Genomic DNA, 23,404 nt, shown 5'->3' on the forward strand with positions numbered 1-23,404 from the left:
CTATGACAGTCAAAGCCAACATACAAACCGAGGCCTGCAATGAGTTTCTTGTCTGCGACATTGTCGCGCGTCAAACCCTCGCCCACCATCGCGATGACGGCCAAAGCGGCTGAACTGAAAGCCGCCGGGCGCGATGTCATCGGGTTGAGTGCCGGAGAGCCGGATTTCGATACGCCGCAGAACATCAAGGACGCCGCCGTTGCAGCCATCGCTGCAGGCAAGACAAAATACACCGCGCCAGACGGCATCCCTGAGCTCAAACAGGCCGTCTGCGCCAAGATGAAGCGGGATCATGGACTGGACTATGCACCGGCCCAGATTTCGGTTGGAACCGGGGGTAAACAGACGCTGTATAACGCGCTGATGGCCACGCTGAACGAGGGGGATGAGGTCGTCATTCCCGCGCCCTACTGGGTCAGCTACCCGGATATGGTGTTACTGGCAGGCGGGACTCCGGTAGTGGTGGAAACCAGCCTTGAGAACAGTTTCAAGCTGACGCCCGATCAGCTTGAAGCCGCTATTACTCCGAACACCAAATGGTTCATCTTCAACTCACCCTCGAACCCCACCGGTGCGGGCTATAGCTGGGATGAGTTGAAGGCGCTTACCGAAGTGTTGATGCGGCATCCACAAGTCTGGGTGATGACCGATGATATGTATGAGCATCTGGCCTATGATGGGTTCAAATTCTGCACACCGGCGCAAGTCGAGCCGGGGCTTTACGAACGCACCCTGACCTGCAACGGCGTGTCCAAGGCCTATGCCATGACCGGCTGGCGCATTGGTTATGCTGCGGGTCCGGTCGAACTGATTGCAGCCATGCGCAAGGTGCAGTCTCAATCGACATCGAACCCGTGCTCAGTCAGCCAATGGGCCGCGGTAGAGGCGCTGAACGGTACTCAGGCGTTCCTTGCGCCCAACAACGAGATATTCAAACGCCGCCGTGATCTGGTGGTCGATATGCTCAGCCAGATCGACGGCATCACCTGCCCGACGCCTGAAGGCGCTTTCTATGTCTATCCATCAATCGCGGGCCTGATCGGCAAGACGACGCCTGCAGGTACGATGATTGATACGGATGAGGCTTTCGCAACCGCGCTGCTGGAAGAGGCCGATGTCGCTGTCGTCTTTGGAGCGGCCTTTGGCTTGTCGCCGAACTTCCGCATCAGCTATGCAACCTCTGACGAGGCGCTGACCGAGGCCTGCACCCGCATCCAGCGCTTCTGCGCATCGCTCAGCTGAGGTTCCGATGTCCACCGCCCTGCCCGAATATTACTTTCGCGTTCGAGAAAACGGTGCAGCGGTGTTCCGGATCGACACGGAAAACCGTCAGCGCCGGATCGAGATGGATCAGATCGCCGTCATCAATATTCGCAATGGCGAGGTCAAACCACACGGGCAACGCGCGCTGAGCGAAGCCGACAAGGCTGCGATCACCCGTTGGATGGAGGAGCGCAAGGCCCTCTTAGCCCGGCGCGATATCGATGATATCCATCGCGCGATTGATCACCTGAATCTGACCACGCAATGGGCTCAGTCCAAAGCCAGTGATGAGCAACTGGAAGCGATTACGGATGCGCTCCTGATGGCAATGCACGATCTGCGCTCGGTATTGGTGCGCAAAAAATCGGATCGTATTGCGAAGGGCTGAATTCTAAGCGGCCACCGGCCCTACTTCGCGCACCGAGCGCAACCAAAACCGCGCCATCAGCAGCACTCCGGCACAGGCCAGACCCAGCACCAGACCCAGCCAGACGCCGATCCCGTCCAGCCCCTGAACAAAGCCAAAGAAATACGACGCCGGGATACCCACAACCCAATAGCTGAGCGCGGCCATCACCATCGGAATCTTGGCGTCCTGCAACCCGCGCAACAGACCCAGCGCAATCACCTGCGCACCGTCGACCAGCTGGAACAGGGCCGCCATCGCCAGCAATCCGACGCCGATTGCCAAAATTTGCGGACGTTGCGGATCATCCGCCTCCATGAACAGCGAAATCAACGGCTCGGCGCAGGTCAGGAACAATATGACCGTCAGGACCGACATCACCAGCGACATACCGGTCACTGCAATCGCACCCTTCTCAAGATGGGCGCGATCCCGACGACCCAAGGCATTGCCCGCCCGGATTGTCGCCACGTTCGAAAGGCCCAGATGCACCATGAATGTTGCCGAGGCGAGGTTGAGTGCAATCCCGTGCGCCGCCAGCGGGACCTGCCCCAACCAGCCCATCATAATGGCGGAAGTGGCAAACAAGGACACTTCTGCCAGCGTGGTCAGACCAATCGGCACACCCAGACGCAGCACGCTATAGAACATCTCCCAATCCGGACGCCAGAAACGTTGAAACAGGCTGTGTTCCGGAAGCGCCCGCACCGCATAGATCACCACCGCGACCAGCGATACGATCTGCGTCACGACCGAGGCGATGGCGGCACCGATCACTCCCAATTCCGGCGCGCCCCAATTACCAAAGATCAGTGCATAGTTCGTAACGCCATTGACCAAAGCGGCAACGACAGTAATCCAGAGCACGATCTGCGTCCGTTCAAGCGCGGCCAGATAGGATTTCAGGACCATAACAAGCAACGCCGGGAACAAACCCCAGCCGGCAACACGCAGGTATTCCGAAGCCGTTTCAGCAACTTGCGGCTCTTGCTTCAACGCAATCAGCATCGGATAGGACCACCACAATAGAGGCATCATTACCGCCGCATAGATCAACGACAGCCACAGTCCCATTCGGGTCGAACGACGAATGCTGGTCTCATTCTCCTCTGCCGCAGCGGTCGCAACCATGGGCATAACCGCCCAACCGAACCCCGCGCCAAACAGAAACAGAACAAAGTAATAGCTGCTGGCCAGCGTCACCGCAGCCAGGGCTTCAACCCCGTACCACCCCAGCATGATGGTATCGGTCAGGCCGATAGCGAACTGCGCCAGATGCCCGCCGATCAGTGGCAGACCCAAAACCGCAATAGCGCGGTAATGTTCAGGATATGTCATTACCTTCTTCATGCTGCCAGCCTTAGGCTTGCCCTTTGGCATAGACAAGAGCGGATCATGTTTATTTCACAGTGAGACTTTACCGATCAGCAACAAAAAGCCACCGCCCTGCGGGCGATGGCTTTGATCGACTTAGTCTGGAAAGGTCAGCCGACCTTGGCATCCGGATGCAGCGCGGTGCCAAGGATATGATCCGAGCGATGTATTACATGATGCGCTTGACCGACGATCAACGGATCGGGCTCACCCACGATCTTGCGGTCCTTGTCCGGATAATCCAGCGTCGACAGGAAGTGCCGCATACAATTCAGACGCGCACGTTTCTTGTCGTTCGACTTGACGATGGTCCAAGGCGCATCTGCGGTGTCGGTATAGAAGAACATCGCCTCTTTCGCCTCGGTATAGTCGTCCCATTTGCTCAAGCTGGCCTTGTCGATCGGCGATAGTTTCCACTGTTTCAGGGGATCGGTTTCCCGGCTTCTAAAGCGGCGCTGTTGCTCTTCCTGCGTAACCGAGAACCAGTATTTATAGAGCTGTATGCCCGAACGCACGAGCATCCGTTCAAGCTCGGGCGTCTGGCGCATAAATTCCAGATATTCGTTGGGCGAGCAGAACCCCATCACCCGCTCAACACCCGCGCGATTGTACCAGGAGCGGTCGTAGAACACCATTTCCCCCACGGTCGGCAGTTGCTGCACATAGCGCTGATAATACCATTGGCCCTTCTCTTCCCAAGTCGGCTTGTTCAGGGCAACTACACGCGCCTGGCGCGGGTTCAGGTGTTCCATGAAACGCTTGATGGTGCCGCCCTTACCAGCCGCATCGCGACCCTCGAACAACAACACAAAGCGCTGACCGGTCTCCTGAGCCCACAGCTGAACTTTCAGCAGCTCAGCCTGAAGCTCGGCCTTCTGTGCCTCATAGGTTCTGCGTGCCAGCTTACGGACATAGGGGTATTTCCCACTTTCAAAAGCCTGGCGGATCTTCTCGGGGCTCGGCGCATTCGCTTCTGGCTGCTTAGAAGGAACAACCTTTATTTGAGACGCGTTCTGGGGGGTCTGGGGCGCTGAATCCATGCATGTTCTCCTTGGCTTCACTGTCTGGCCAAGTGCTATCAGAAACTGCTGGTTTTCGCTTTGATTGGTGTCAAATTGAGTTACCTTTTAGGCGCATTCAGGGGGCACTCCATGCGAACCGAACACGTGATGCTCAACGGTCAGCCATTCTTTCTCCGCCACTGGGGCGAAGCCAACCTACCGCCGCTGTTGATGCTGCACGGTTTCCCGGAATACGGCGGTGCATGGGCGGACCTAGCCCCGCATCTGGCTCATGATTTCCACTGCATCGCCCCGGATCAACGCGGCTATGGTCAAAGCTGGACGCCTGAAGGGGTTGAGAACTACAAGCTCTCGCAGCTGACTTCCGACATGGCGGCGTTGATTGAACGCATTGGCCACCCCGTCCATGTCCTTGGTCACGATTGGGGGGCGTCAGTCGCTTATGGACTGGCGATGTTTCACCCGGATCTGGTCAGTCACCTGATCATCGCAAACGGCGTTCATCCGGCTCCTTTCCAGCGTGCAATGGCGGCTGGCGGCGCACAATCTAAGGCGTCGCAATATATCAACCAACTCCGCGCGCCCGCATCCGCAGAGCATTTCTCAGCCAACAATTTCGCCAGACTCGAGCGCTTTTTTAGGCACGGTACGGGGCTCGATTGGTTGTCAGATACACGTATGGAGGATTACCGCCGCGAATGGGCCCGCCCCGGTCGCTTGAATGCGATGCTGAACTGGTACCGCGCCTCGCCGCTTATCGTGGCAGAGCCCGACAAACCACGCACAGACCTCCCCAACCTTCCCCTCGACCGTTTGCAGGTCACCTGCCCTCACCTGCTACTCTGGGGCCCCGAAGACCACGCCCTTCTGCCCGAATCCACCGACGGCCTCGAACGCTTCGCCCCCAATCTGACCCGCATCACGATCCCTGGCACCGATCACTGGCTGCATCACCAGCAACCTGAGCCACTTGCCCAGTCAATCCTACGCTGGGCACAAAAAGCCTGATCCGCCTCTTCATCTGGCCCGAAATATCCCGGGGAGCGCGAGGGGCTGGCCCCTCGCTCCGACCTCACCGATGTCCCCAGTCTTCGGGATTATCCGAGTTGTTAGGCGATAGACCCAAGACATCCCCTTTTGTCGAACACCCCAACCCCAGAACCGTGCGATTGGCATAAGAAAAGTAAGCACAGACCTGATTGATCTCCAGAATTTCCCCATCACCCCAACCAGCGGAGCGCAAACGCTCAACATCGGCCTCGGTCAAATCCGCCGGAGCTTCGGTCAGCAGGCGTGCATAATCCATCGCAGCAACCTGCACCGCGTCCAAAGGCGCCTGCCCCGGCTCGCCTGCCTCAATCGCCGCCCGGATCGCGTTCCCTCGCGCTTCATCCTGCAACAACCGCTGCAGACCCGCGAAATGATGCTCGACACAATACCCGCATCGGTTCAGAGAGCTGACCCACACGCCCAGCACCTCAAGAAACCATTTCGGGATCGCGTTGCCTGAATGGTGCAGCACCGCCTTGTACATCGCCATATGGCCTTCCATCGAGTGCGGGCGCAGGCTGTGCGCCATCATGATGTTGTCCACATTGTTGTCCGGGCCGGTGACCCGGTCATAGAGTTTGCGCAGCCTGCCCGTCGCCTCGGCATAGGGTATGGTCTTGATCCAGCTCATTTGGGTTCCTGTTGTCGTGACTGATTGATGTCCGCAGACTAGGAGTGCTTTGAGCACGAAGCGAGACGAATTCGACAAGTATCCGTTAGATATCGTTTGCGCAGAATGAAATACTACTTGCTTCCTGACGTTTTCAGCGTGCCTGGCTTAGGACGACGAAAAGTTGCGTTGAACGCAACAGTTACACGGCTCTCCTCGCTTTGATTTGGGTGGACCCAATGGGTCAGATAGGATGGAAAAAGGATCATTTCACCCGGAGATGGGCGCAGCTTCTTTTTGTTCCGAAATGCACTCGCCTCAAGTATCCGCCAATGAGGCAACTCATTCCGAGGGTCGAGAAATTCGATCATTCCAGAGGAACCTCCTTCGAACTCGGGTTGAGAGACATAGTAAACACCTGACCAATGCGCTCCGGGGTGCGTATGTGGTGCATTGTAACCGCCGGAGGGATTGGCGTTCATCCAGCCGAACAGTTTCAGACGAAGTTCGTCCAGTTTAACCTTGTCCGAGACCTTTCGTGTCATCTGGAACACCGCATCTTTTGCTGCGTCGCGCAAAGTCTGAATGGCGGGCGCATCGCGTTCAAAGAGATTCCCCCGTGAGTGCCACCCCCCTCGATTGGACTTTGAGACGCCTTCATCTTCCTCACGCATCTTTTCGGCTTCAAACAACAGCGCCGCATTTAAGGCTGCACTGTTGGGCACTTCAAATCGCATCATTGGAGTGGAGAAAAGCTTCTCGAACTTCTTGGCTTCGGGCATGTCCTTGGCGTTACCTTCAACTAAACTGTTGGTCAAAATATTCAGATCACCCCGAGCGCACCTGCAAGGGTCTTCCCTGCCAGACCTCCTAGGGCTCTCCAAACCCACACCTTAATACTTTACGTGCGTTATCCCTATCGTTGAGGAAATAGATCTTTGGTTCAAGTATGGCGAAACCATCCAAAGTTATATTCCCAGCTTCAGCGGCGAGTGGTCTAATTTAATCAGCAAAATCGTTGAGGATAGGAACATGAACAAGAAAACTATGGGTCTTACGACAACCTTTGTTTTGATGGCTACAACAGCACTCTCGCAAACCACCAAACAAGACGTCATCGACGAGCTTACGGAACAAGGTTTCCAGAGAATTGAAATAACGAACACGCTTTTTGGGAATCTCCGCTTTGAGGCAACTGGACCTGGGATCGAGAGAGAAGTGGTATTGGGAAAAGATGGAACCATCGTCCGCGATCGATCTGAGCGTGACGATGAGTACGATGACGAAGAAGACGACGACAGAGATTTTGACGATGAAGATGATGATGAAGGATTTGATGACGAAGAAGATGACGACGAAGGTGATGACAGCGAACGTGACGACGAAGAAGGCGATGATGGCGAAAGCGATGATGGCGAGCGTGACGACGATGGTGAAAGCGACGGCGAAGGTGACGACGGCGGCGAAAGCGATGGCGAAGGCGACGACGGTGGTGAAAGTGACGGCGAAGGCGACGACGGTGGCGAAAGTGACGGCGAAGGCGACGACGGTGGTGAAAGTGACGGCGAAGGTGACGATGGTGAGGGAGATGATGACTAAGGTATATTTCCGCTTGCCCGCAAGTGAGTCCCAGGTTTGAACAAATGGTTTAACAAGGACGCCATGTTCAAAGTGGGGATCGCCATATATGCGATCTCCGCATTTGCGTTTGCGGCTGAATTGGTTGGCGAAATCACCGGATATTATCTTTTGTCTGTCAGCTGGGTGGTGCACGAAATCACCGCGCTTATCACCCTGTTCGGCTTTGTTATTGGGGGGGTGTTGATCTGGCAGAGCCACAAACTTTTTTTGCGGCGGCATCAGGAGATCAAGCACAATCTGCAGATGGCTCAGGGTGAGTTTTTCCGGATGCTGAAGCTGCAATTCGACCGCTGGAATCTGAGCGCTGCGGAGCGAGATGTTGCGCTACTCACTGTGAAGGGTTTGTCTGTCGCAGAGATAGCTAAATTGCGTGAGACCAGTGAGGGCACAATTAAGTCGCAGAACAACTCCATCTACAGAAAGGCCAATGTTAAATCGAGAACGCAACTTTTGTGTATTCTGATTGAAGAGCTATTGATTGAAGAGAAAGAGTGAACTCCTCAGTCCATCGAATCTAGTTTCTTAAGTGTTCTGAAAGCCCGTCCGGAAATCGCCTAAAAGCAAACGTTCAAGAGCGTTTAAAGCGGAGGCTAAGCGTGCTTACAAAGTCCCGTTCTCGCGTAACGCAACAAGCGGTTGATTCAATGCCGCAAAAGCTGCTCAGACCAATCGCAGTTCAAAACACCCACAACACCTCGCGTCCCTCTTCCCCCGGACCACATCACCTGCCATAATAGGGGAAACTCAAAAACAAGAGCAGCACCCATGCCCGACGATCTGTTGACGCCAGAAACAACGACCGCTTACGACGCCTCGTCCATCGAGGTGTTGGAAGGTCTGGAACCGGTCCGCAAACGACCCGGCATGTATATCGGCGGCACCGATGAGCGCGCTCTGCACCATATGGTGGCCGAAATCCTCGACAACTCGATGGACGAAGCGGTCGCGGGCCACGCCAACCGGATTGAGGTGGAGCTGCATGCCGATTACGCCCTGACAGTGCGCGACAACGGGCGCGGCATTCCGATCGACCCACACCCCAAGTTTCCCGACAAGTCAGCGCTGGAAGTGATCTTGTGTACCCTGCACGCAGGCGGTAAGTTTTCGGGTAAGGCCTATCAGACCTCGGGCGGTCTGCACGGCGTGGGCGCATCGGTGGTCAACGCGCTATCGGATTCGATGGTCGTGCAGGTTGCCCGCGACAAACAGCTGTTCGAACAGCGTTTCTCGCGCGGTATTCCGTTGGGACCGGTTGAAAAGATCGGTGCGGCCCCGAACCGGCGCGGTACCACTGTGACCTTCCACGCCGACGCTGACATCTTTGGCCACCACAAGTTCAAACCCGCACGCCTGTTCAAGTCCATCCGCTCCAAGGCCTACCTGTTTTCGGGCGTCGAAATCCGCTGGAAATCTGCCATCGATGACGGCGAAACGCCAACCGAGGCCACGTTCCACTTCCCCGGCGGTCTGTCCGATTACCTCAAAGAGACCATGAACGGATCGTCCACCTATGCCGAGCAACCATTCGCCGGAACCGTGGATTTTCAGGAAAAGTTCGGCACCCCGGGCAAGGTTGAGTGGGCAATCAACTGGACGCCTTCGCGCGACGGGTTCATCCAATCCTACTGTAACACCGTCCCCACGCCCGAAGGCGGAACGCACGTGGCGGGGTTCTGGGCTGCGGTCCTGAAGGGGATCAAAGCCTACGGCGAGCTGATCAACAACAAAAAGGCCGGTCAGATCACCCGAGACGACCTGATCACCGGCGGCTGTGCGCTGGTGTCCTGCTTCATCTCCGAACCGGAATTCGTCGGCCAGACCAAGGATCGCCTCGCCACGGTCGAGGCCCAGCGGCTGGTCGAAAACTCCGTCCGCGACCATTTCGACAACTGGCTGGCCGCAGATACGAAATCCGCCGGCGCTATCTTGGACTTCCTCATTCTGAGGGCTGAGGAACGTCTGCGCCGACGGGCCGAGAAGGAAACACAACGTAAGTCCGCCACTAAGAAACTTCGTCTCCCCGGCAAGTTGGTAGACTGTAGTAGTTCAACACGGGACGGCACGGAATTATTCATCGTCGAGGGCGACTCGGCGGGCGGGTCCGCCAAAATGGGCCGAGACCGCAAAACGCAGGCCCTGCTGCCCCTGCGCGGTAAAATCCTGAACGTGCTGGGTGCGGCCAGTTCCAAGTTGGGCACCAATGCCGAGATCAATGACCTGACACAGGCGCTCGGTGTCGGCCTTGGCACCAAGTTCAACGTCGACGACCTGCGTTACGACAAGATCATCATCATGACCGACGCGGACGTGGACGGGGCGCATATCGCCTCACTGCTGATGACGTTCTTCTTCACCCAGATGCGCCCGATGATCGACGCGGGTCACCTCTATCTCGCCTGCCCGCCCCTCTATCGTCTGACCCAAGGCGCCAAGCGCGTCTATTGTCTGGACGAGGCCGAGCGCGACGAATGGCTGGAAAAAGGCCTGGGCGGCAAGGGCAAGATCGACGTGTCCCGCTTCAAGGGTCTGGGCGAAATGGACGCCAAGGACCTAAAAGAAACCACGATGGACCCGGCCTCCCGCAAACTGATCCGCGTCACGATTGATGAGGACGAACCCGGCGAGACCGGCGACCTGGTCGAGCGCCTGATGGGTAAGAAACCCGAACTGCGATTCCAGTACATTCAGGAAAACGCGCGGTTTGTTGAGGAGTTGGATGTTTGAACTAGTTTGGATCAGCGTGCTGATATCTGAGTCCAAATATTGCGGACGGCACAAGATTGATCGCCCAGTAACACAGGAACCAAATGATCAACACCCGTAGGGCGAGGTTGAGGTGGGCTGCTATCTTCGTTGTTATTGCCCTTGTAATAATGGCGTTGACTGATCGAACCCATCCGTCCACCGACACAGAAGATATTGTTGCATCTTTTCTTGAAGCTCATAGAATTCCAGGTGCGGTTTTGGCATACGGCTCGTCATCGACACAGCCTAAAATTGTAGCGTTTGGCGTATCGGACCCACTGAACGATACGGCCATGTCACCGGAACAATCATTTTATCTGGCTTCGATCACTAAACCGATTGCAGCAACTGCACTGATCAAAAAAGCAAGCAACGATCAGATCGACTTGGACAGTCCAATCGTCGATCTGATCGATCTCCCACGACCCCGCGATCCGCGTGCCGCTCAGATCACTCCGCGAGACCTTCTGGCACACCGAGGAGGATTTGATAGAAATATCAGTTTCGACCCTATCTTTGCCCCTGAACGGGTTGGTCTCGACAATTCAGCAAGCTGCGCCGAAATCGCCCGCGCAACGTGGGAGACCATGCTGCTCGATCATGATCCAGGTAGTAAAACGGCGTATTCAAATGTTGGGTTTTGCCTCTTAAACGACTTGCTTGCGCCTGAGCAGCATGAAACCCTTGACGACATAATGTACGAGACAGCCGAGGTTCGCCTCTATGGCATGGTCGGTTCCAATTGGGAGTCGCACGGCAACAGTTGGAGGCGCGTGCAGAGCGCTGAAACAGAACATATTTGGATTTCGAACCTGGGTATTGCTGGTGGAGCTTTAGGCAACGCCCAGGCAATCTGGTCATTTGCTTCAGCTCCCAAACCTTTGTTTGAAAACCCAGCACCAGGCGAGCAGAGCGTCGATTATTACGCCTCTGGCTGGCATGTTTGGATAGGGGAGAACGGTCAGCATCTGACTCATTGGGGCAACCTTCGGGGGATTTTCACCACAGTTTTTCGGTTTTCTGATGGTGAGACCGTTGTCATTTTGTTCAACGGATCGCCCCAAAACCCGAACAGCGCATTTTCCGCACTGCATAACGCATTACTTACAATAAACAATTTAGCGCGCTAGTCGCCATCAACGTCCCGGTTCGTGTTGCAAGACACCTAGAGCACAATGAACCAGATCAAGCGATATCACCACAAACGACTTAAGCCTGCCACTTGCCTAACCCATTGATCCCGTTCACGCTTACTCTCAATCCGTCTTCTAAGAGCGACATTTGAGGTTCCAAGCGTCCAAGCTCTAGATTGACTAATCATCAGATTGCGACCGAGCAAGCGTGATAGATTTATTCACCCTCGGTCTCAGCCTGCAAACTAGGCGGGCAAACGTAGGGTGGGTGCTCTCACCCATCGCTTGACTACCGCTGGACGGTGCAACCACGCCTTCTTCCTTACCAATCCTCACGCTCCTCCGAATGGCTGCACTCAGCCCCTCCCACCTTGAAACATCTCTTGGCGCAATCGTGACTGTGACAACCCAGAGTCAAGCTTGAAGCTGCCCTCTTCCCGACCTACCAGCCGTATACGAGTAGCCGGCAAGCTCTGCTGCCGGGCGAACGACTTATAAGGACTTTAGAATATGAGTTTCACTTTTTCCCGCAAAACCCTGATCGCATCTGCGCTGGCCCTGACAACGGCGCTGGCCGCTTGTGGTGCCCCGCATCCCGCGTATGAAGATGCCGGATATCTCGCAGCGCTGGATAGAGGGGACCGGGCCATTCAGAGCAACCCGAATTAAGTGAGGCTGCCGATCGACACCGAGGCACAGACCGATCAGTTCCGTGATCTGAGCCATGCCCTGTACAAAGGTGACATCAGCAAGCAGTAGTTCATCTCGCAATTGCAGACCGAATACCCTGAGCCGAAATACAACGACACCATTCGCTGGATCGCAGGTAATTTCACACAATAAATGACGGATGGGTGACAACGCCCATCCCTCAACAAATGTAGGGCACCACATTGCGGCAGCCCCAGGCCGGGCTTCCGCCCGGCCTCAGAAACATCACCATCACCCTACCCGTTGACCCCCGTCGCACTGACCGTCAGGCTGGCCCTGCTGGTCTCACAAGCGTCCGCGCAGCCGATGCTCAGCACCGCATCTTCCATTCGAAACGGGACCGAGACGCAGTTTTACTACTACGTCATGACCTACTCACCGGGTGCATTCATCATGCTGACCGGCGACAACACCGTCTACACGCCAGAAGAACGGCTGCTGCCGTGTCATCGCGATGACGATGGCTCGCTCATCTGGAAACCGCAAAGCACGTTTCGGTTGGGCAAATAAACCGACGGGATATCCGCCGCGGGGATGAGGCGGAAAAGACCTCAGCCCTTTTCGGTGGCGCGGTCTTTTCTGATCATATGATCAAAAATGGATTGTCCCCCGCGTCCGCCAGCCGGAAGAAACTGAACGGGCGCATCTGGACGATCGGAGTGCCGTTGATGTCCGACAGCGAACCATTCCAGACCATTTCATACAGCGTCGTAAGGTCCTCCCGGTCATTGTCGGTGAGCATGCTCTCCGGCCCGTAATTCATGATCGAGAACTTCTCGTGCTCACCAAAAATCTCAACCGGCCACGCGGTTTCAGATACATCGGCGAAGAAATGGCGCAGGCCAAAGACGTGGCCCAACTCATGCGCCATGGTCTCGACCATCTCGGCGCGGGACTGGGTGAACATAGTGGGATACAGCAAAAGATCATGCCGCCCGGCATCGGGGAAAAACGCCCGTGCCAGCGTACATCCGTTGATCGAGCAATTTTCCTGCGGGCTGACTGCGATCTCGAAATCCCAGGCATCGTGGCGTTCAGTGAACTGCACCGGCACCGCGTCACCCCAGGCCAGCAGTGCTTCGGCGAACAATTGGCGGATCGCGGCCTTGGCCCCTTCGGGATCAACGAATATCGCCATCGACTGTTCCTGAAACCGCCAGCGCAGTGTGGTGCCCTCGGCCCAGAGCGGGATGAACCCTTCGGAGGCATCCACCACCAGTTCCTCGGGCGAGCGGTTGTCGGGTGTCTTGTGGCCCTTGCTGTCAGTCTCACAAACCGCGTGGTTGTGATAGATATGAATGTCGTCCTTGGTGATCCTGGCCGCATCGTCGCGGTCGCGGAATTTAAGATTCGGGTCGGAATAGTTCTCAGACTTGGCCATGAAATCCTCGCAACAAAGTATTGAAATCGAAAAAGAGCTGACCTGCATCAGCCCTTGCAGGGTACCAGAAACCGGCATTTTTCTCAAATTGGACCATCAAGGATTGCCCCGCTTGGTCACTCATCAAGCCACGGTTTTGGCAGTTGAATGACGTTTTCGTTTGTCACCTCAACCGGCAGCGCGCGCGAGGAACGGCTGCTGCGAGGTCATCGCAATGACGATGGCTCGCTCAGCTTGTAAAGCAGATCACGTTTCAGTTTGGCAAGTAGGCGCGCGCGCTAACCTAGCTTTTGATCCAGCCAATAGGCAATCTGCCCGGCAGGTTCTTCCCACCCCGGTTCCATGAACAGAAAATGCGCGTGGTTCTCGACGGACAGGAATGTCGCGCGGTCTCCGTAGAGCTTCGCCAACGCGCGGCAGGTACTTGGATTCACAGCCCGGTCCTCGGCACCCGAGACGATCAGAACCGGGCAATCGACCTTGTCGATGTCGACCTTCATCGCGTGGTGGTCGTCGAACATCCAAAAGAACATCTCGAACATCACCCGACCGCTTTCGGGGCCGAGTTGGTCGAACACTTGATGCTGCTGCGCCTCGGGCATCTTGTTCAGCGCAAACGGGGCCATCAGATCAAAATCGACGCGCATGGGCTGTTTCCAGAATGCCCCGCCCTCCATCAGCGCGCGCGGCACGACGCGTTCGTCATCGGTTTCGGGCAAGGTGCCCCAGGCCGCGTTCGGGTTGATCAGGACGATAGCACTGGCCAAGCCCCGAGACGCCACCTGCTGCGCCACCACCCCTGCGATAGCGTGCCCGAGCAGAACCGGTTTGCCGTCCAACCCCTGCACGAAATCGGCAATGTCATCGGCGTAATCCATGACGCTGGTATCAGTCAGGCCGGGATCGGGATCCGCTTTGGGATCTCCGCCATGAAAGCGCAGCGCGGGTGTATGCACTGTCCAGCCGCGTGCGTGGAAGAACGCGGCGTAATCCTGCATGCACCATGGCCCGGCAAAGGCCCCGTGGATCAGAACAATCTCTTTTGTCATGAAAATCTCCCTCACCTCTGATCAGTATGAGAGGTGAGGGATGATATCTGCAAGCCTGTTAAAGCGCGGCTTTGAACAGCGTGGTCAGATTGTCCTCGGTCAGCTCGATCGGGTTGCCGCCACAGGACGGGTCGATGATCGCGCCTTTGACCAGTTCGGGGATCGACGCTTCGGTCACGTCCAGGTCGGACAGTTTACGCGGAATGCCGAGCGAGTTGTTGAACTCCTGCACAAAGGCGCGGAAGCCGTCGAAGCCGCCATCGATGCCCAGATAAGCCGCTGCCTGTTGGAAACGATCCGCAATGGCGGGCGCGTTGAAATCCAGCACGGTCGGCATGCAGACCGCGTTGGTCGTGCCGTGGTGGGTGTTGAACACCGCTCCAATCGGGTGACTCATCGCATGGATCGCACCAAGACCCTTCTGGAAAGCTGTCGCCCCCATCGCTGCAGCACTCATCATCTGGGCACGGGCTTCGATATCGGTGCCATCGGCATAGGCACGCGGTAGATAATCCTTAACCAGCCGCATGCCTTCCAGCGCTATGCCCTGAGACATGGGATGATAATGCGGGCTGCTATACGCCTCAACGCAATGGGCAAAAGCGTCGAGACCAGTACCGGCGGTGATGAACTTGGGCATGCCTACCGTGAGCTCAGGATCGCAGATAACGACCGTTGGCAGGACCTTGGGGTGGAAGATGATCTTCTTGGCATGCGTCTCGGAATTAGTGATGACGCTGGCACGTCCGACCTCCGACCCCGTCCCGGCTGTGGTCGGCACCGCGATGATCGGGGCAATCACGTCGGCAACTGCGCGGGTCCACCAGTCGCCGATGTCCTCAAAATCCCAGACAGGGCGCGACTGACCGCACATGAAGGCAACCATCTTGCCCAGATCCAGCCCCGAGCCTCCACCGAACGCGATCACCCCATCATGGCCGCCCGCGTTATAGGCCGCTACACCGGCCTCAAGGTTCTTTTCATTGGGGTTCGGGTCCACATCGCTGAACAATCCGCGACCCAGCCCTGCGGCTTCCATGATATCCAACGTCGCCGTGGTGATCGGCAAGTCGGCGAGCCCTTTGTCCGTGACCAAAAGCGGGCGTTTCATCCCGGCTGCAGCACAGGCTTCGGGCAATTCCTTGATCCGCCCCGCCCCGAATTTGATTGCGGTCGGATAGGACCAGTTTCCAACAAGTGTCATGTCAGATTTCCTTTGTTTTAGGGGCCTGCCCCGGCGAGGGGGTTAATCCGGGGCAAGCAGATCGTCCTTAGCTCGTTACTTTTTTCAGGTGGTAAGACTTGGGACGTGTCAAGTTGTGGTAACCGATGACAGACAAGCCGCCACCGCGCCCGGTGTTCTTGCATCCGGTCCAGCAAAGACCGGGGTCGAGGTAATCCGCCCGGTTCATGAAAACCGTACCGGTTTCGACCTGATCACCGACACGCGCCGCCCGGTCCAGATCTCGTGTCCAGAGGCTCGCAGTCAGGCCGAACTCACTGTCATTCATCAGCGCGATGGCTTCTTCGTCCGAGGACACTTTCATGATGCCCACGACGGGCCCAAAACTCTCATCCCGCATAACGCGCATGTCATGGGTGACATTGGTCAGAATCTGAGGTGTCAGATATGCGCCACCATCATCCTCGGGGAAAGTGTCGATATGGGCCACCGCGCCAGCCTCGATCGCCTCGGCAATCTGCGCCCGTACCTCATCGGCAAAGCGCACATTGGCCATCGGGCCCATCGTTGTCTCCGCATCCAGCGGATCGCCCAGCTTATACCCCTTCACGATTTCCACCGCTTTGGCGACGAATTGATCGTAAAGGCTTTCATGCACGTAAATTCGTTCGATCCCGCAACAGCACTGACCCGCGTTAAACATGGCGCCATCAATCAGAGTATCCACCGCCGCATCCAGATCGGCATCCTCCATCACATAGCCCGGATCCTTGCCGCCCAGTTCGGTGCCGACGCCGGTGAAGGTCCCCGCCGCGGCGTGCTCCATCGCCTGGCCACCACCGACCGAGCCGGTGAAGTTCACAAAATCAAACGCCTTGCCTGCGATCAGATCATTGGTCACGTCATGGCTCAGAAAGACATTCTGGAACACGTCTTCCGGCACACCCGCCGCATGAAAGGCCCGCGCCATACGCTCGCCCACCAGCAGCGTCTGTGTGGCATGTTTCAACACCACCGTATTACCAGCGATCAGCGCCGGAGCCACCGTATTGATCGCTGTCATGTATGGGTAATTCCAAGGTGCCACCACGAATACCACCCCATGCGGGATGCGCTTTATGTAGCGCTTGAAGGTCCCATCTTCGCCCACGGCGATATCGGCCAGAGACGCCTCGGCGATCCCGGCCATATGGCTGGCACGTTCGTTGAACCCGCCAAACTCACCGCCATAGCGCACAGGACGTCCCATCATGTGCGCAAGCTCTGGCACGATCTCATCATTCATCGCACCAACTGCGGCCACGCCCGCCATGACAAGATCAACCCTCTCCTGCAATGGTCGCGCCGCCCACGCTGCCTGAGCCGCGCGTGCACGCGCAGCAACCTCAAAGGCGGCGTCCTGTGACAACACCTCGCGTTCGGCAAAAACCGACCCGTCAATCGGCGAGACACATTTCAACATCTGTCCCATATTCACTCCATTTCCGAAAGAAACAGGATCCCTGCTTCATCTGGCCATAAATATCCCGGGGAGCGCGAGGGGCTGGCCCCTCGCTTCCACCCTCTCAAGCCCGCTCAAACCCGCGGGCAATTTCCCAATCGGTCACCACGCGCTCGAACTCCTCGATCTCCACTTCCGCCGCGCGGGCATAGTGATCGACAACCTCATCCCCCATCGCTGTGCGCAACATGGCCGAGCCATGCAGTGCTTCCCGCGCCGCTTGCAGATTGCCCGGGATCATCCCGGTCTCACCCTGATAAACATCGCCCGTGGTGGGGGGCTGCAACTCCAGCCCTTCTTCTATGCCAGCGATCCCCGCAGCCAGCATCCCCGCCATCGCCAGATATGGGTTCATGTCCGAGCCCGGGATACGGCACTCCACCCGAACTGCTTTGGTACCGTCTCCGCACAAACGGAAACCCGCAGTCCGGTTATCCACCGACCAGATAATGCGCGTTGGTGCAAAAGTACCCTTCATGAACCGCTTATAGCTGTTGATGTAAGGTGCCATGAAATAGGTATAATCGGCGGCGTATTTCAGCAGACCCGCCATATAGCTTTTCATGATCGTCGACATTCCAAGCGGATCTTTTTCGTCGAAAAAGATCGGCACCCCATCCGCCCAAAGCGACTGATGCACGTGTGAAGAACTGCCGACTTTCTCATGATGCCATTTCGGCAGGAAAGTCGCTGCATGACCGTGCTGCCATGCAATCTCTTTCACCGCGTTTTTTGCGATCGAGTGATACTCGGCCGTGTCCATCGCCGGCGCGTATTTGATGTTCAGCTCTTCCTGCCCGGTCTCGGCTTCACCCTTCGTATTCTCAACCGGTATCCCCGCATTCCACAGATGATTGCGGATCGGGCGCATCACATGCTCTTCCTTGGTGGTCTGTAGGATATGATAGTCCTCGTTGTATCCCGAGATCGGTTCCAGATCGCGAAAACCCTCTTTGCGGATCTGGTCGAAACTCTTTTCGAACAGGAAGAACTCCAGCTCAGTCGCGCACATGGCGTCATAGCCCATGGCCTTCAGCCGCTCGACCTGACGTTTCAGGATCGAACGAGGCGCATGAGGTACTTCTTCATGCGTGTGGTGGTCCAGCACGTCGCACATCACCATAGCTGTGCCTTCCAGCCACGGCACCGGGCGCAGAGTGCTCAAATCCGGCTTCATGACATAGTCGCCGTAGCCCCGCTCCCAACTAGTGGCGGCATAACCATCGGGCGTCGCCATCTCAAGATCCGTGGCCAACAGGTAGTTACAGCAATGGGTTTCCTCCCATGCGCCGGCCACAAAGTGGCCCGCATGGAACCTTTTGCCCATCAAACGCCCCTGCATGTCGACCATGCACACTAACACGGTGTCAATTTCACCGGCAGAAACCTGCGCCTTAAGATGCTCGAATGTCAGCATAAACTACCCCTGCGATGCGCTAGAATTTTCGTCGAAAATTCTTGATCTCCGTTGCGACCGGCCCGCATTCGAACGGGCCGGTCCAGTTTTATCAGCCGTAGCGGTAAGGCCGACCGGCCTTGAGCATTTCGGCGTTGTAGCGTTTGAAGATATCCACGACCTTTGCTTTGGTCTCGGATTCTGCGGCAATTTCGTCCCAGAATTTCACGGCAGCTTCTTCGACGGTTGCCCATTCTTCATCCGGAATACTCGTCAGCTGCATCTTGGTGCCGTTGACGCGCAAATTGGCCTCGCCGCCCCAATACCACCACTGACGGTAGTAGTGTGATTGGTCGCAGCACACTTTGAACAGCGTCTGCAGATCTTCGGGCAGCTCATTCCAGCGATCCATGTTCGCAAAGAAATGACCCGCCCAGGCACCCGAGATATTGTTGGTCAGGAAGTAGTTGGTCACATCTGCCCAACCAACGGTGTAGTCCTCGGTGATGCCCGACCATGCGATACCGTCCAGCTCGCCGGTCTGGACCGCAACCTCGATGTCTTCCCATGGCAGTGTGACCGGTACGACGCCGAACTGGCTCAGGAACCGGCCCGCAGTCGGGAAGGTGAAGACGCGTTTGCCCTGCAGATCTGCGAGGCTGTTGATCGGGTCTTTGGTTGCAAAGTGGCAGGGATCCCAGGCACCGGCGCTGATGTGTTTGACACCGACCTTGGAATATTCCTCGTCCCAGATCTCATTCAGCCCCCACTGGTTGAACAGAACCGGAACGTCCAGCGAATAGCGCGAGGCAAAGGGGAAATAGCCGCCAAACACCGTGACTTCGGTGGGCGAGGCCATCGAGTCATCGTCGGACTGCACCGCATCGATGGTACCCTTCTGCATGGCGCGGAACAGCTCTCCGGTGGGGACAAGCTGATCAGCGTAGAACAGCTCGATCTGCATCCGGTCACCAGCAATCTTGTTGAACATCTCGATCGCGGGATCGATCACATGCGCCGCCAGTGCGGGGCCAGCATAGGTCTGCATCCGCCATGTGATCGTGCTCTGCGCCAGTGCTGGCGTGGCCAGAGGTGCAGCTGCAACCCCAACCCCTGCAGTCTTCAGAAACTTACGTCTTGTCGTCATGTCAATTTCCTCTCCGATTAAGTTTGGGTGCCCGTTTGCCGGGCCTTCTGGTTAATTTCCGTAAACATACCCGGGCAGCCAAAGGGCGATCTCGGGGAATGTCATGATGATCGCCAGTGCCAGGACCATCACCCCGACAAAGGGCACGATTGAGCGATAGATGTCTTTCAGGCTGATCTCGGGCGGTGCCATCGCCCGCATCAGAAACAGGTTATAGCCGAAAGGCGGCGTCATATACGCGATCTGGGTGGTGATGGTGTAAAGCACACCATACCAGATCAGATCGAACCCAAGCGCACCGACCAGCGGCACATAGAGCGGGGCCACGATCACCAACATCGCCGTGTCGTCGAGAAACGTGCCCATGACGATAAAGCTGAGCTGCATCAGGATCAGGATCAGCCAGGGCGACAAACCCAATTGCTCGGTGAACAGGTTCTCGATGGCCTTGACTGCGCCCAGTCCGTCGAACACCGCCCCGAAGCCCAGCGCGGCGAGGATGATCCACATGAACATGCACGAAATCGCCAGCGTCTGCTTGGTGCAGTCTTCGAAAATCTTCCACGTCATCCGACGTTTGAGAATAGACGCCACCAGTGCCGCCAGCGCCCCGATGGCCGAGCTTTCCACCAGCGAAGTCCAGCCGTTCACGAACGGAAGCATCATCGCAGCAAAGATGATCAGCGGCAGAGCCCCTGCCCCAAGAAGCCGCAGCTTCTCGGCCCGTGGCACCTCATGCGCGTCTTCCATCGCCGGGCCCAGATGCGGCTGCAGCCTGCATCGAATCCAGATATAGAGGATGAACATCGACGCCATCAGCAGCCCCGGCACAATGCCAGCCAGCCACAACTGGCCCACGGGTTGCCGCGCGATCATGGCGTAGAGCACCAGAACCACCGACGGCGGCACGAGGATACCAAGGCTCGACCCGGCCTGAATGACCCCGGTCACCATGGTCTTGTCATATCCGCGCCGGAGCAACTCGGGCAGAGCAATCGTCGCCCCGATGGCCATACCAGCCACGCTGAGCCCGTTCATGGCCGAGACCAGCACCATCAACCCGATGGTACCGATGGCAAGCCCCCCATTCACCGGCCCCATCCAGACGTGGAACATGCGGTAGAGGTCGTCGGCCAGACGGCTTTCGCTGAGGACATAGCCCATGAAGATGAACATCGGCAGCGTCAGCAGCGGGTACCATTTCATCAGCTTCATCGCGGCTGAGAACGGGATATCCTGCCCGCCTGTGCCCCATAGCGCCAGCGCCGCAATGGCCGCGACCGCGCCGATGGCACCAAAGACGCGTTGCCCCGTGAACAACATCAGCATCATCGAGGCAAACATGAAGATTGCGATAAATTCCTGGCTCATGCCCGCGCTGCCCCGATCTCTTGCCCGTTGATCCGCGCAATGTCTTTGAAAAATTCTGATATCGCCTGCAGCAGCATCAGGAAGAAGCCGAAGACCATGATCGCCTTCACCGGCCAGATATAGGGTCGCCACGCGGTCGAGGATCGCTCCAGCCGGCCAATCTCTTCGCTTCCGGTCAGAAGGCCGGTGAAATAGGCAATAGGCTCATCGCCCCAATAGCCGAGGCTGTAAGCAGTGGACCCAAGCCCACCGTAGAACAGCACACCCAGATAGAGGATCAGCAAGAGAACCGTGAAGGCATCGAACCAAGCTTTCCGATGCGGGCTCCAGTTATGATAGAACAGATCCATCCGGACGTTTGAACCCAGCTGGATCGAGTATGGCCCGCCCACGATGTAATAGGTCACCATCGCAAATTGCGCCATTTCCAGTGTCCAAAGGGATGGCAGGAAGAAGGTCTTCGAGATCGACGACCAAAGCAGGATGCCCATCATCACAAACAGGCCCCACATCATGACGCGCCCGATCCGGTAGTTCACCGCATCGACAACCCGAACATATGCCGCCATCGCTTTGATCATGCGATTTCACTGCCTCGCAAAGCCGTCAGTGTTTGTCCGATCCAGGGGGCCAGGCAATCGGCGATTGCTTGTTGCTGCTCGGATGTCTGGATCAGATCGTTCCGTATCTCGATCATGACGTTCAGCAGTCCATTGGGCAAAGCATGGTGATCCAGAGTGTGCGCCACGCCGTCCGCCGCCGAATAGGGTTCGTTCAAACGCGTGATCAGGGGCAGCTCAGAAGGTGCGTTGGCAAGCATCTCTTTTGCGAACCGGGCATCCTTGCCATGCAGCAAGCCCAGCTCAACCTCCCGCCGCTTGCCTCGGTAAATCGGGGTAAAACTGTGGACTGTCACCATCAGCTCCAAAGTGGAAGCATGACGGGTCAGTACGTCTGCCAACCCATGGCAGAACGGCGTGTAGATTCCATCGACCCGCTCCTGCCGAGCCTGCGCACTCAGAGCAACATTGGCGGGGATCGTTGTATCCTCGCTCCGCTCTGGCATCGCATCATGGGCTTCGGGTGGTCGATTGCAGTCATAGACCAGCCGTGAAACTTCGCCATGAACAAAAGCACCCTTTAGCTGCCGGGCAAGCGCCTGCGCGACCGGCAGCGCGCCCGGATCCCAAGCGATATGGCTGCTCAGCTCTGCGGCACTCAACCCCATATCCCCCAACCAGTCCGGGATACGGCGTGAGGCGTGTTCACAGACCACGATGACCCGAGGATCGCTCGGCGCCTCATCGATGTGAACGACAGGGCCGAAATCCGGATGCACGGCAGAAGGAGAGGTCTTGTGTGATTCCATGTGGAAAGATTTCTACAGCTATTCTTCACCTGTCAATTATTTTCCTGTACAAATCTCCCCACACGAGATCGCTTTGTCAAATTTTCTACATCAAAGCGATCACCAACGAACCGAGGAACTAGCCGTGCGAGTGACAGAAAGGCTCCTTGCGCATCGCGAAACGATGACGCCATCCGAGCGGCAGTTGGTGAATGTGCTGCTGGATGATTATCCGATGGCCGGTCTTGGCAGCATAACGGAACTGGCCAGCGTTGCTTCGGTCTCGACGACCACGGTTGCGCGGATGCTGCAAAAAACAGGGTTCGACGGTTACCCTCAGTTTCAGGCCGCAATCCGCGGCGAAGTAAAAGAAATGATCTCGGGGCCTGTCGCCAAGCGGGATGTCTGGCAGAATGACCTACCTGAGGAACACATCCTTAACCGCTATTCACGTCAGGCATTGGATAATCAAAGGCGTTCGATCGATGAGGTCGATCCAGAAGAGTTTGACAGCTTCTGCCGCCTGCTTTGTGATCCCAATCGGCGTGTTTTCATCACCGGGGGCCGCATCACCGGCACGCTTGCGCTATACCTCTACCTGCATCTGCAAATGATCCGCCCGGATGTAAAGCTGCTATCAGACGCTGCCTCATGGACGCATGATCTGCTGGAAGTCCGCGAGGGTGATGTGTTGGTGGCGCTTGATGTGCGCCGGTATGAAAACACGACCCTTCTGATCGGCCAGCTCTGCCACGAGCGTGGAGCCGACGTTGTTCTGCTGACGGATCAGTGGAGATCTCCTATCCACCGGCTGGCAAAACACACATTCGCGGCCCGGATCGCAGTGCCGTCCGCATGGGATTCGATGGCATCACTGATGGTGCTGCTGGAATGCGTGATTGCCGAGATGCAGGAACGCCTCTGGGATAGCGTCAAACAGCGCACGGATGAGCTGGAGCAGGCGTTCGATCGCACAAAACTGTTTCGCAAATTCGGCCAGAGCTCGGGATCGTAACACAATCGCATGCGTTACAACTGCGCGTGAGGACTGTTGCCAGTTCGCATGCAGACCG

Annotated in this window: 23 protein-coding genes; 10 read left to right on the forward strand and 13 right to left on the reverse strand. The window is 56.9% G+C overall.

Annotated elements, in window-relative coordinates; genetic code table 11:
- Positions 1 to 39: 39 nt before the first annotated feature.
- Entirely contained in the window at positions 40 to 1,242 is a 1,203-nt protein-coding gene (locus ACR3EM_RS07775) for a pyridoxal phosphate-dependent aminotransferase (protein WP_480470219.1), read from the forward strand.
- Between the two features lie 7 nt (positions 1,243 to 1,249).
- On the forward strand, positions 1,250 to 1,651 hold the full coding sequence (locus ACR3EM_RS07780; protein WP_480470220.1) for a hypothetical protein: 402 nt from the start codon (positions 1,250 to 1,252) through the stop codon (positions 1,649 to 1,651).
- 3 nt (positions 1,652 to 1,654) lie between these two features.
- Here the strand turns inward: ACR3EM_RS07780 and ACR3EM_RS07785 are convergent, their stop codons facing one another.
- Together ACR3EM_RS07785 and ppk2 are read right to left on the reverse strand one after the other, a co-directional pair.
- Positions 1,655 to 3,019, reverse strand: a complete 1,365-nt coding sequence (locus ACR3EM_RS07785; protein ID WP_480470221.1) for an MATE family efflux transporter — start codon at positions 3,017 to 3,019, stop codon at positions 1,655 to 1,657.
- A 134-nt stretch (positions 3,020 to 3,153) separates the two neighbouring features.
- Positions 3,154 to 4,083 (reverse strand): polyphosphate kinase 2, encoded by a 930-nt coding sequence (ppk2, locus tag ACR3EM_RS07790; RefSeq protein ID WP_480470222.1) that lies wholly within the window; start codon positions 4,081 to 4,083, stop codon positions 3,154 to 3,156.
- A 111-nt stretch (positions 4,084 to 4,194) separates the two neighbouring features.
- Between ppk2 and ACR3EM_RS07795 the strand changes: the two genes are divergently transcribed.
- The gene (locus tag ACR3EM_RS07795) at positions 4,195 to 5,073 is read left to right on the forward strand and encodes an alpha/beta fold hydrolase (RefSeq protein ID WP_480470223.1); all 879 of its coding nucleotides are present in this window, start codon (positions 4,195 to 4,197) and stop codon (positions 5,071 to 5,073) included.
- Positions 5,074 to 5,137: 64 nt separating this feature from the next.
- Here ACR3EM_RS07795 and ACR3EM_RS07800 read toward each other — a convergent pair whose 3' ends face one another.
- Together ACR3EM_RS07800 and ACR3EM_RS07805 are read right to left on the reverse strand one after the other, a co-directional pair.
- Positions 5,138 to 5,746: a carboxymuconolactone decarboxylase family protein gene (locus tag ACR3EM_RS07800; protein WP_480470224.1), complete on the reverse strand. Its 609-nt coding sequence runs from the start codon at positions 5,744 to 5,746 to the stop codon at positions 5,138 to 5,140.
- A gap of 113 nt (positions 5,747 to 5,859) precedes the next feature.
- Entirely contained in the window at positions 5,860 to 6,507 is a 648-nt protein-coding gene (locus ACR3EM_RS07805; RefSeq protein ID WP_480470225.1) for a TIGR02466 family protein, read from the reverse strand.
- Between the two features lie 250 nt (positions 6,508 to 6,757).
- On the opposite strand from ACR3EM_RS07805, the gene ACR3EM_RS07810 reads away from it, so the two are divergent.
- The 6 genes from ACR3EM_RS07810 to ACR3EM_RS07835 all read left to right on the forward strand — a co-directional run bounded on the left by ACR3EM_RS07810 (position 6,758) and on the right by ACR3EM_RS07835 (position 12,465).
- The gene (locus tag ACR3EM_RS07810; RefSeq protein WP_480470226.1) at positions 6,758 to 7,324 is read left to right on the forward strand and encodes a hypothetical protein; all 567 of its coding nucleotides are present in this window, start codon (positions 6,758 to 6,760) and stop codon (positions 7,322 to 7,324) included.
- Positions 7,325 to 7,360: 36 nt separating this feature from the next.
- Positions 7,361 to 7,861 carry a helix-turn-helix transcriptional regulator gene (locus tag ACR3EM_RS07815; protein WP_480470227.1) on the forward strand — a complete coding sequence of 167 codons (501 nt, stop codon included), beginning with the start codon at positions 7,361 to 7,363 and terminating at the stop codon, positions 7,859 to 7,861.
- A 270-nt stretch (positions 7,862 to 8,131) separates the two neighbouring features.
- Positions 8,132 to 10,090 (forward strand): DNA topoisomerase IV subunit B, encoded by a 1,959-nt coding sequence (parE, locus tag ACR3EM_RS07820; protein WP_480470228.1) that lies wholly within the window; start codon positions 8,132 to 8,134, stop codon positions 10,088 to 10,090.
- A gap of 149 nt (positions 10,091 to 10,239) precedes the next feature.
- Positions 10,240 to 11,241 (forward strand): serine hydrolase domain-containing protein, encoded by a 1,002-nt coding sequence (locus tag ACR3EM_RS07825; RefSeq protein ID WP_480470229.1) that lies wholly within the window; start codon positions 10,240 to 10,242, stop codon positions 11,239 to 11,241.
- 513 nt (positions 11,242 to 11,754) lie between these two features.
- On the forward strand, positions 11,755 to 11,913 hold the full coding sequence (locus ACR3EM_RS07830; RefSeq protein WP_480470230.1) for a hypothetical protein: 159 nt from the start codon (positions 11,755 to 11,757) through the stop codon (positions 11,911 to 11,913).
- A gap of 285 nt (positions 11,914 to 12,198) precedes the next feature.
- Positions 12,199 to 12,465: a hypothetical protein gene (locus ACR3EM_RS07835; protein WP_480470231.1), complete on the forward strand. Its 267-nt coding sequence runs from the start codon at positions 12,199 to 12,201 to the stop codon at positions 12,463 to 12,465.
- Between the two features lie 73 nt (positions 12,466 to 12,538).
- Here ACR3EM_RS07835 and ACR3EM_RS07840 read toward each other — a convergent pair whose 3' ends face one another.
- From ACR3EM_RS07840 to ACR3EM_RS07880, 9 genes are all read right to left on the reverse strand, one after another.
- The gene (locus ACR3EM_RS07840) at positions 12,539 to 13,336 is read right to left on the reverse strand and encodes a matrixin family metalloprotease (RefSeq protein WP_480470232.1); all 798 of its coding nucleotides are present in this window, start codon (positions 13,334 to 13,336) and stop codon (positions 12,539 to 12,541) included.
- Between the two features lie 278 nt (positions 13,337 to 13,614).
- A complete protein-coding gene (locus ACR3EM_RS07845) occupies positions 13,615 to 14,385 on the reverse strand; it encodes an alpha/beta hydrolase (protein ID WP_480470233.1) in 771 nt (256 codons plus the stop codon).
- 58 nt (positions 14,386 to 14,443) lie between these two features.
- Positions 14,444 to 15,589, reverse strand: a complete 1,146-nt coding sequence (locus ACR3EM_RS07850) for an iron-containing alcohol dehydrogenase (RefSeq protein WP_480470234.1) — start codon at positions 15,587 to 15,589, stop codon at positions 14,444 to 14,446.
- 67 nt (positions 15,590 to 15,656) lie between these two features.
- Positions 15,657 to 17,039 (reverse strand): aldehyde dehydrogenase family protein, encoded by a 1,383-nt coding sequence (locus ACR3EM_RS07855; RefSeq protein WP_480470235.1) that lies wholly within the window; start codon positions 17,037 to 17,039, stop codon positions 15,657 to 15,659.
- Positions 17,040 to 17,133: 94 nt separating this feature from the next.
- Complete coding sequence (locus ACR3EM_RS07860) at positions 17,134 to 18,486, reverse strand: glutamine synthetase family protein (protein ID WP_480470236.1); 1,353 nt, start codon at positions 18,484 to 18,486, stop codon at positions 17,134 to 17,136.
- A 91-nt stretch (positions 18,487 to 18,577) separates the two neighbouring features.
- Positions 18,578 to 19,612 (reverse strand): TRAP transporter substrate-binding protein, encoded by a 1,035-nt coding sequence (locus tag ACR3EM_RS07865; RefSeq protein ID WP_480470237.1) that lies wholly within the window; start codon positions 19,610 to 19,612, stop codon positions 18,578 to 18,580.
- 51 nt (positions 19,613 to 19,663) lie between these two features.
- On the reverse strand, positions 19,664 to 20,983 hold the full coding sequence (locus ACR3EM_RS07870; protein WP_480470238.1) for a TRAP transporter large permease: 1,320 nt from the start codon (positions 20,981 to 20,983) through the stop codon (positions 19,664 to 19,666).
- Positions 20,980 to 21,564, reverse strand: a complete 585-nt coding sequence (locus ACR3EM_RS07875; RefSeq protein ID WP_480470239.1) for a TRAP transporter small permease subunit — start codon at positions 21,562 to 21,564, stop codon at positions 20,980 to 20,982. Before ACR3EM_RS07875 ends, ACR3EM_RS07870 begins: the two co-directional genes overlap by 4 nt.
- Positions 21,561 to 22,352 (reverse strand): N-formylglutamate amidohydrolase, encoded by a 792-nt coding sequence (locus ACR3EM_RS07880; RefSeq protein WP_480470240.1) that lies wholly within the window; start codon positions 22,350 to 22,352, stop codon positions 21,561 to 21,563. The genes ACR3EM_RS07875 and ACR3EM_RS07880 overlap by 4 nt, the downstream gene beginning before the upstream one ends.
- 130 nt (positions 22,353 to 22,482) lie before the next feature.
- Here ACR3EM_RS07880 and ACR3EM_RS07885 point away from each other — a divergent pair, with 130 nt between their 5' ends.
- Positions 22,483 to 23,346: a MurR/RpiR family transcriptional regulator gene (locus ACR3EM_RS07885; RefSeq protein WP_480470241.1), complete on the forward strand. Its 864-nt coding sequence runs from the start codon at positions 22,483 to 22,485 to the stop codon at positions 23,344 to 23,346.
- The last annotated feature ends 58 nt before the right edge of the window (positions 23,347 to 23,404 follow it).

The organism is Ruegeria sp. AH3 (assembly GCF_056536265.1).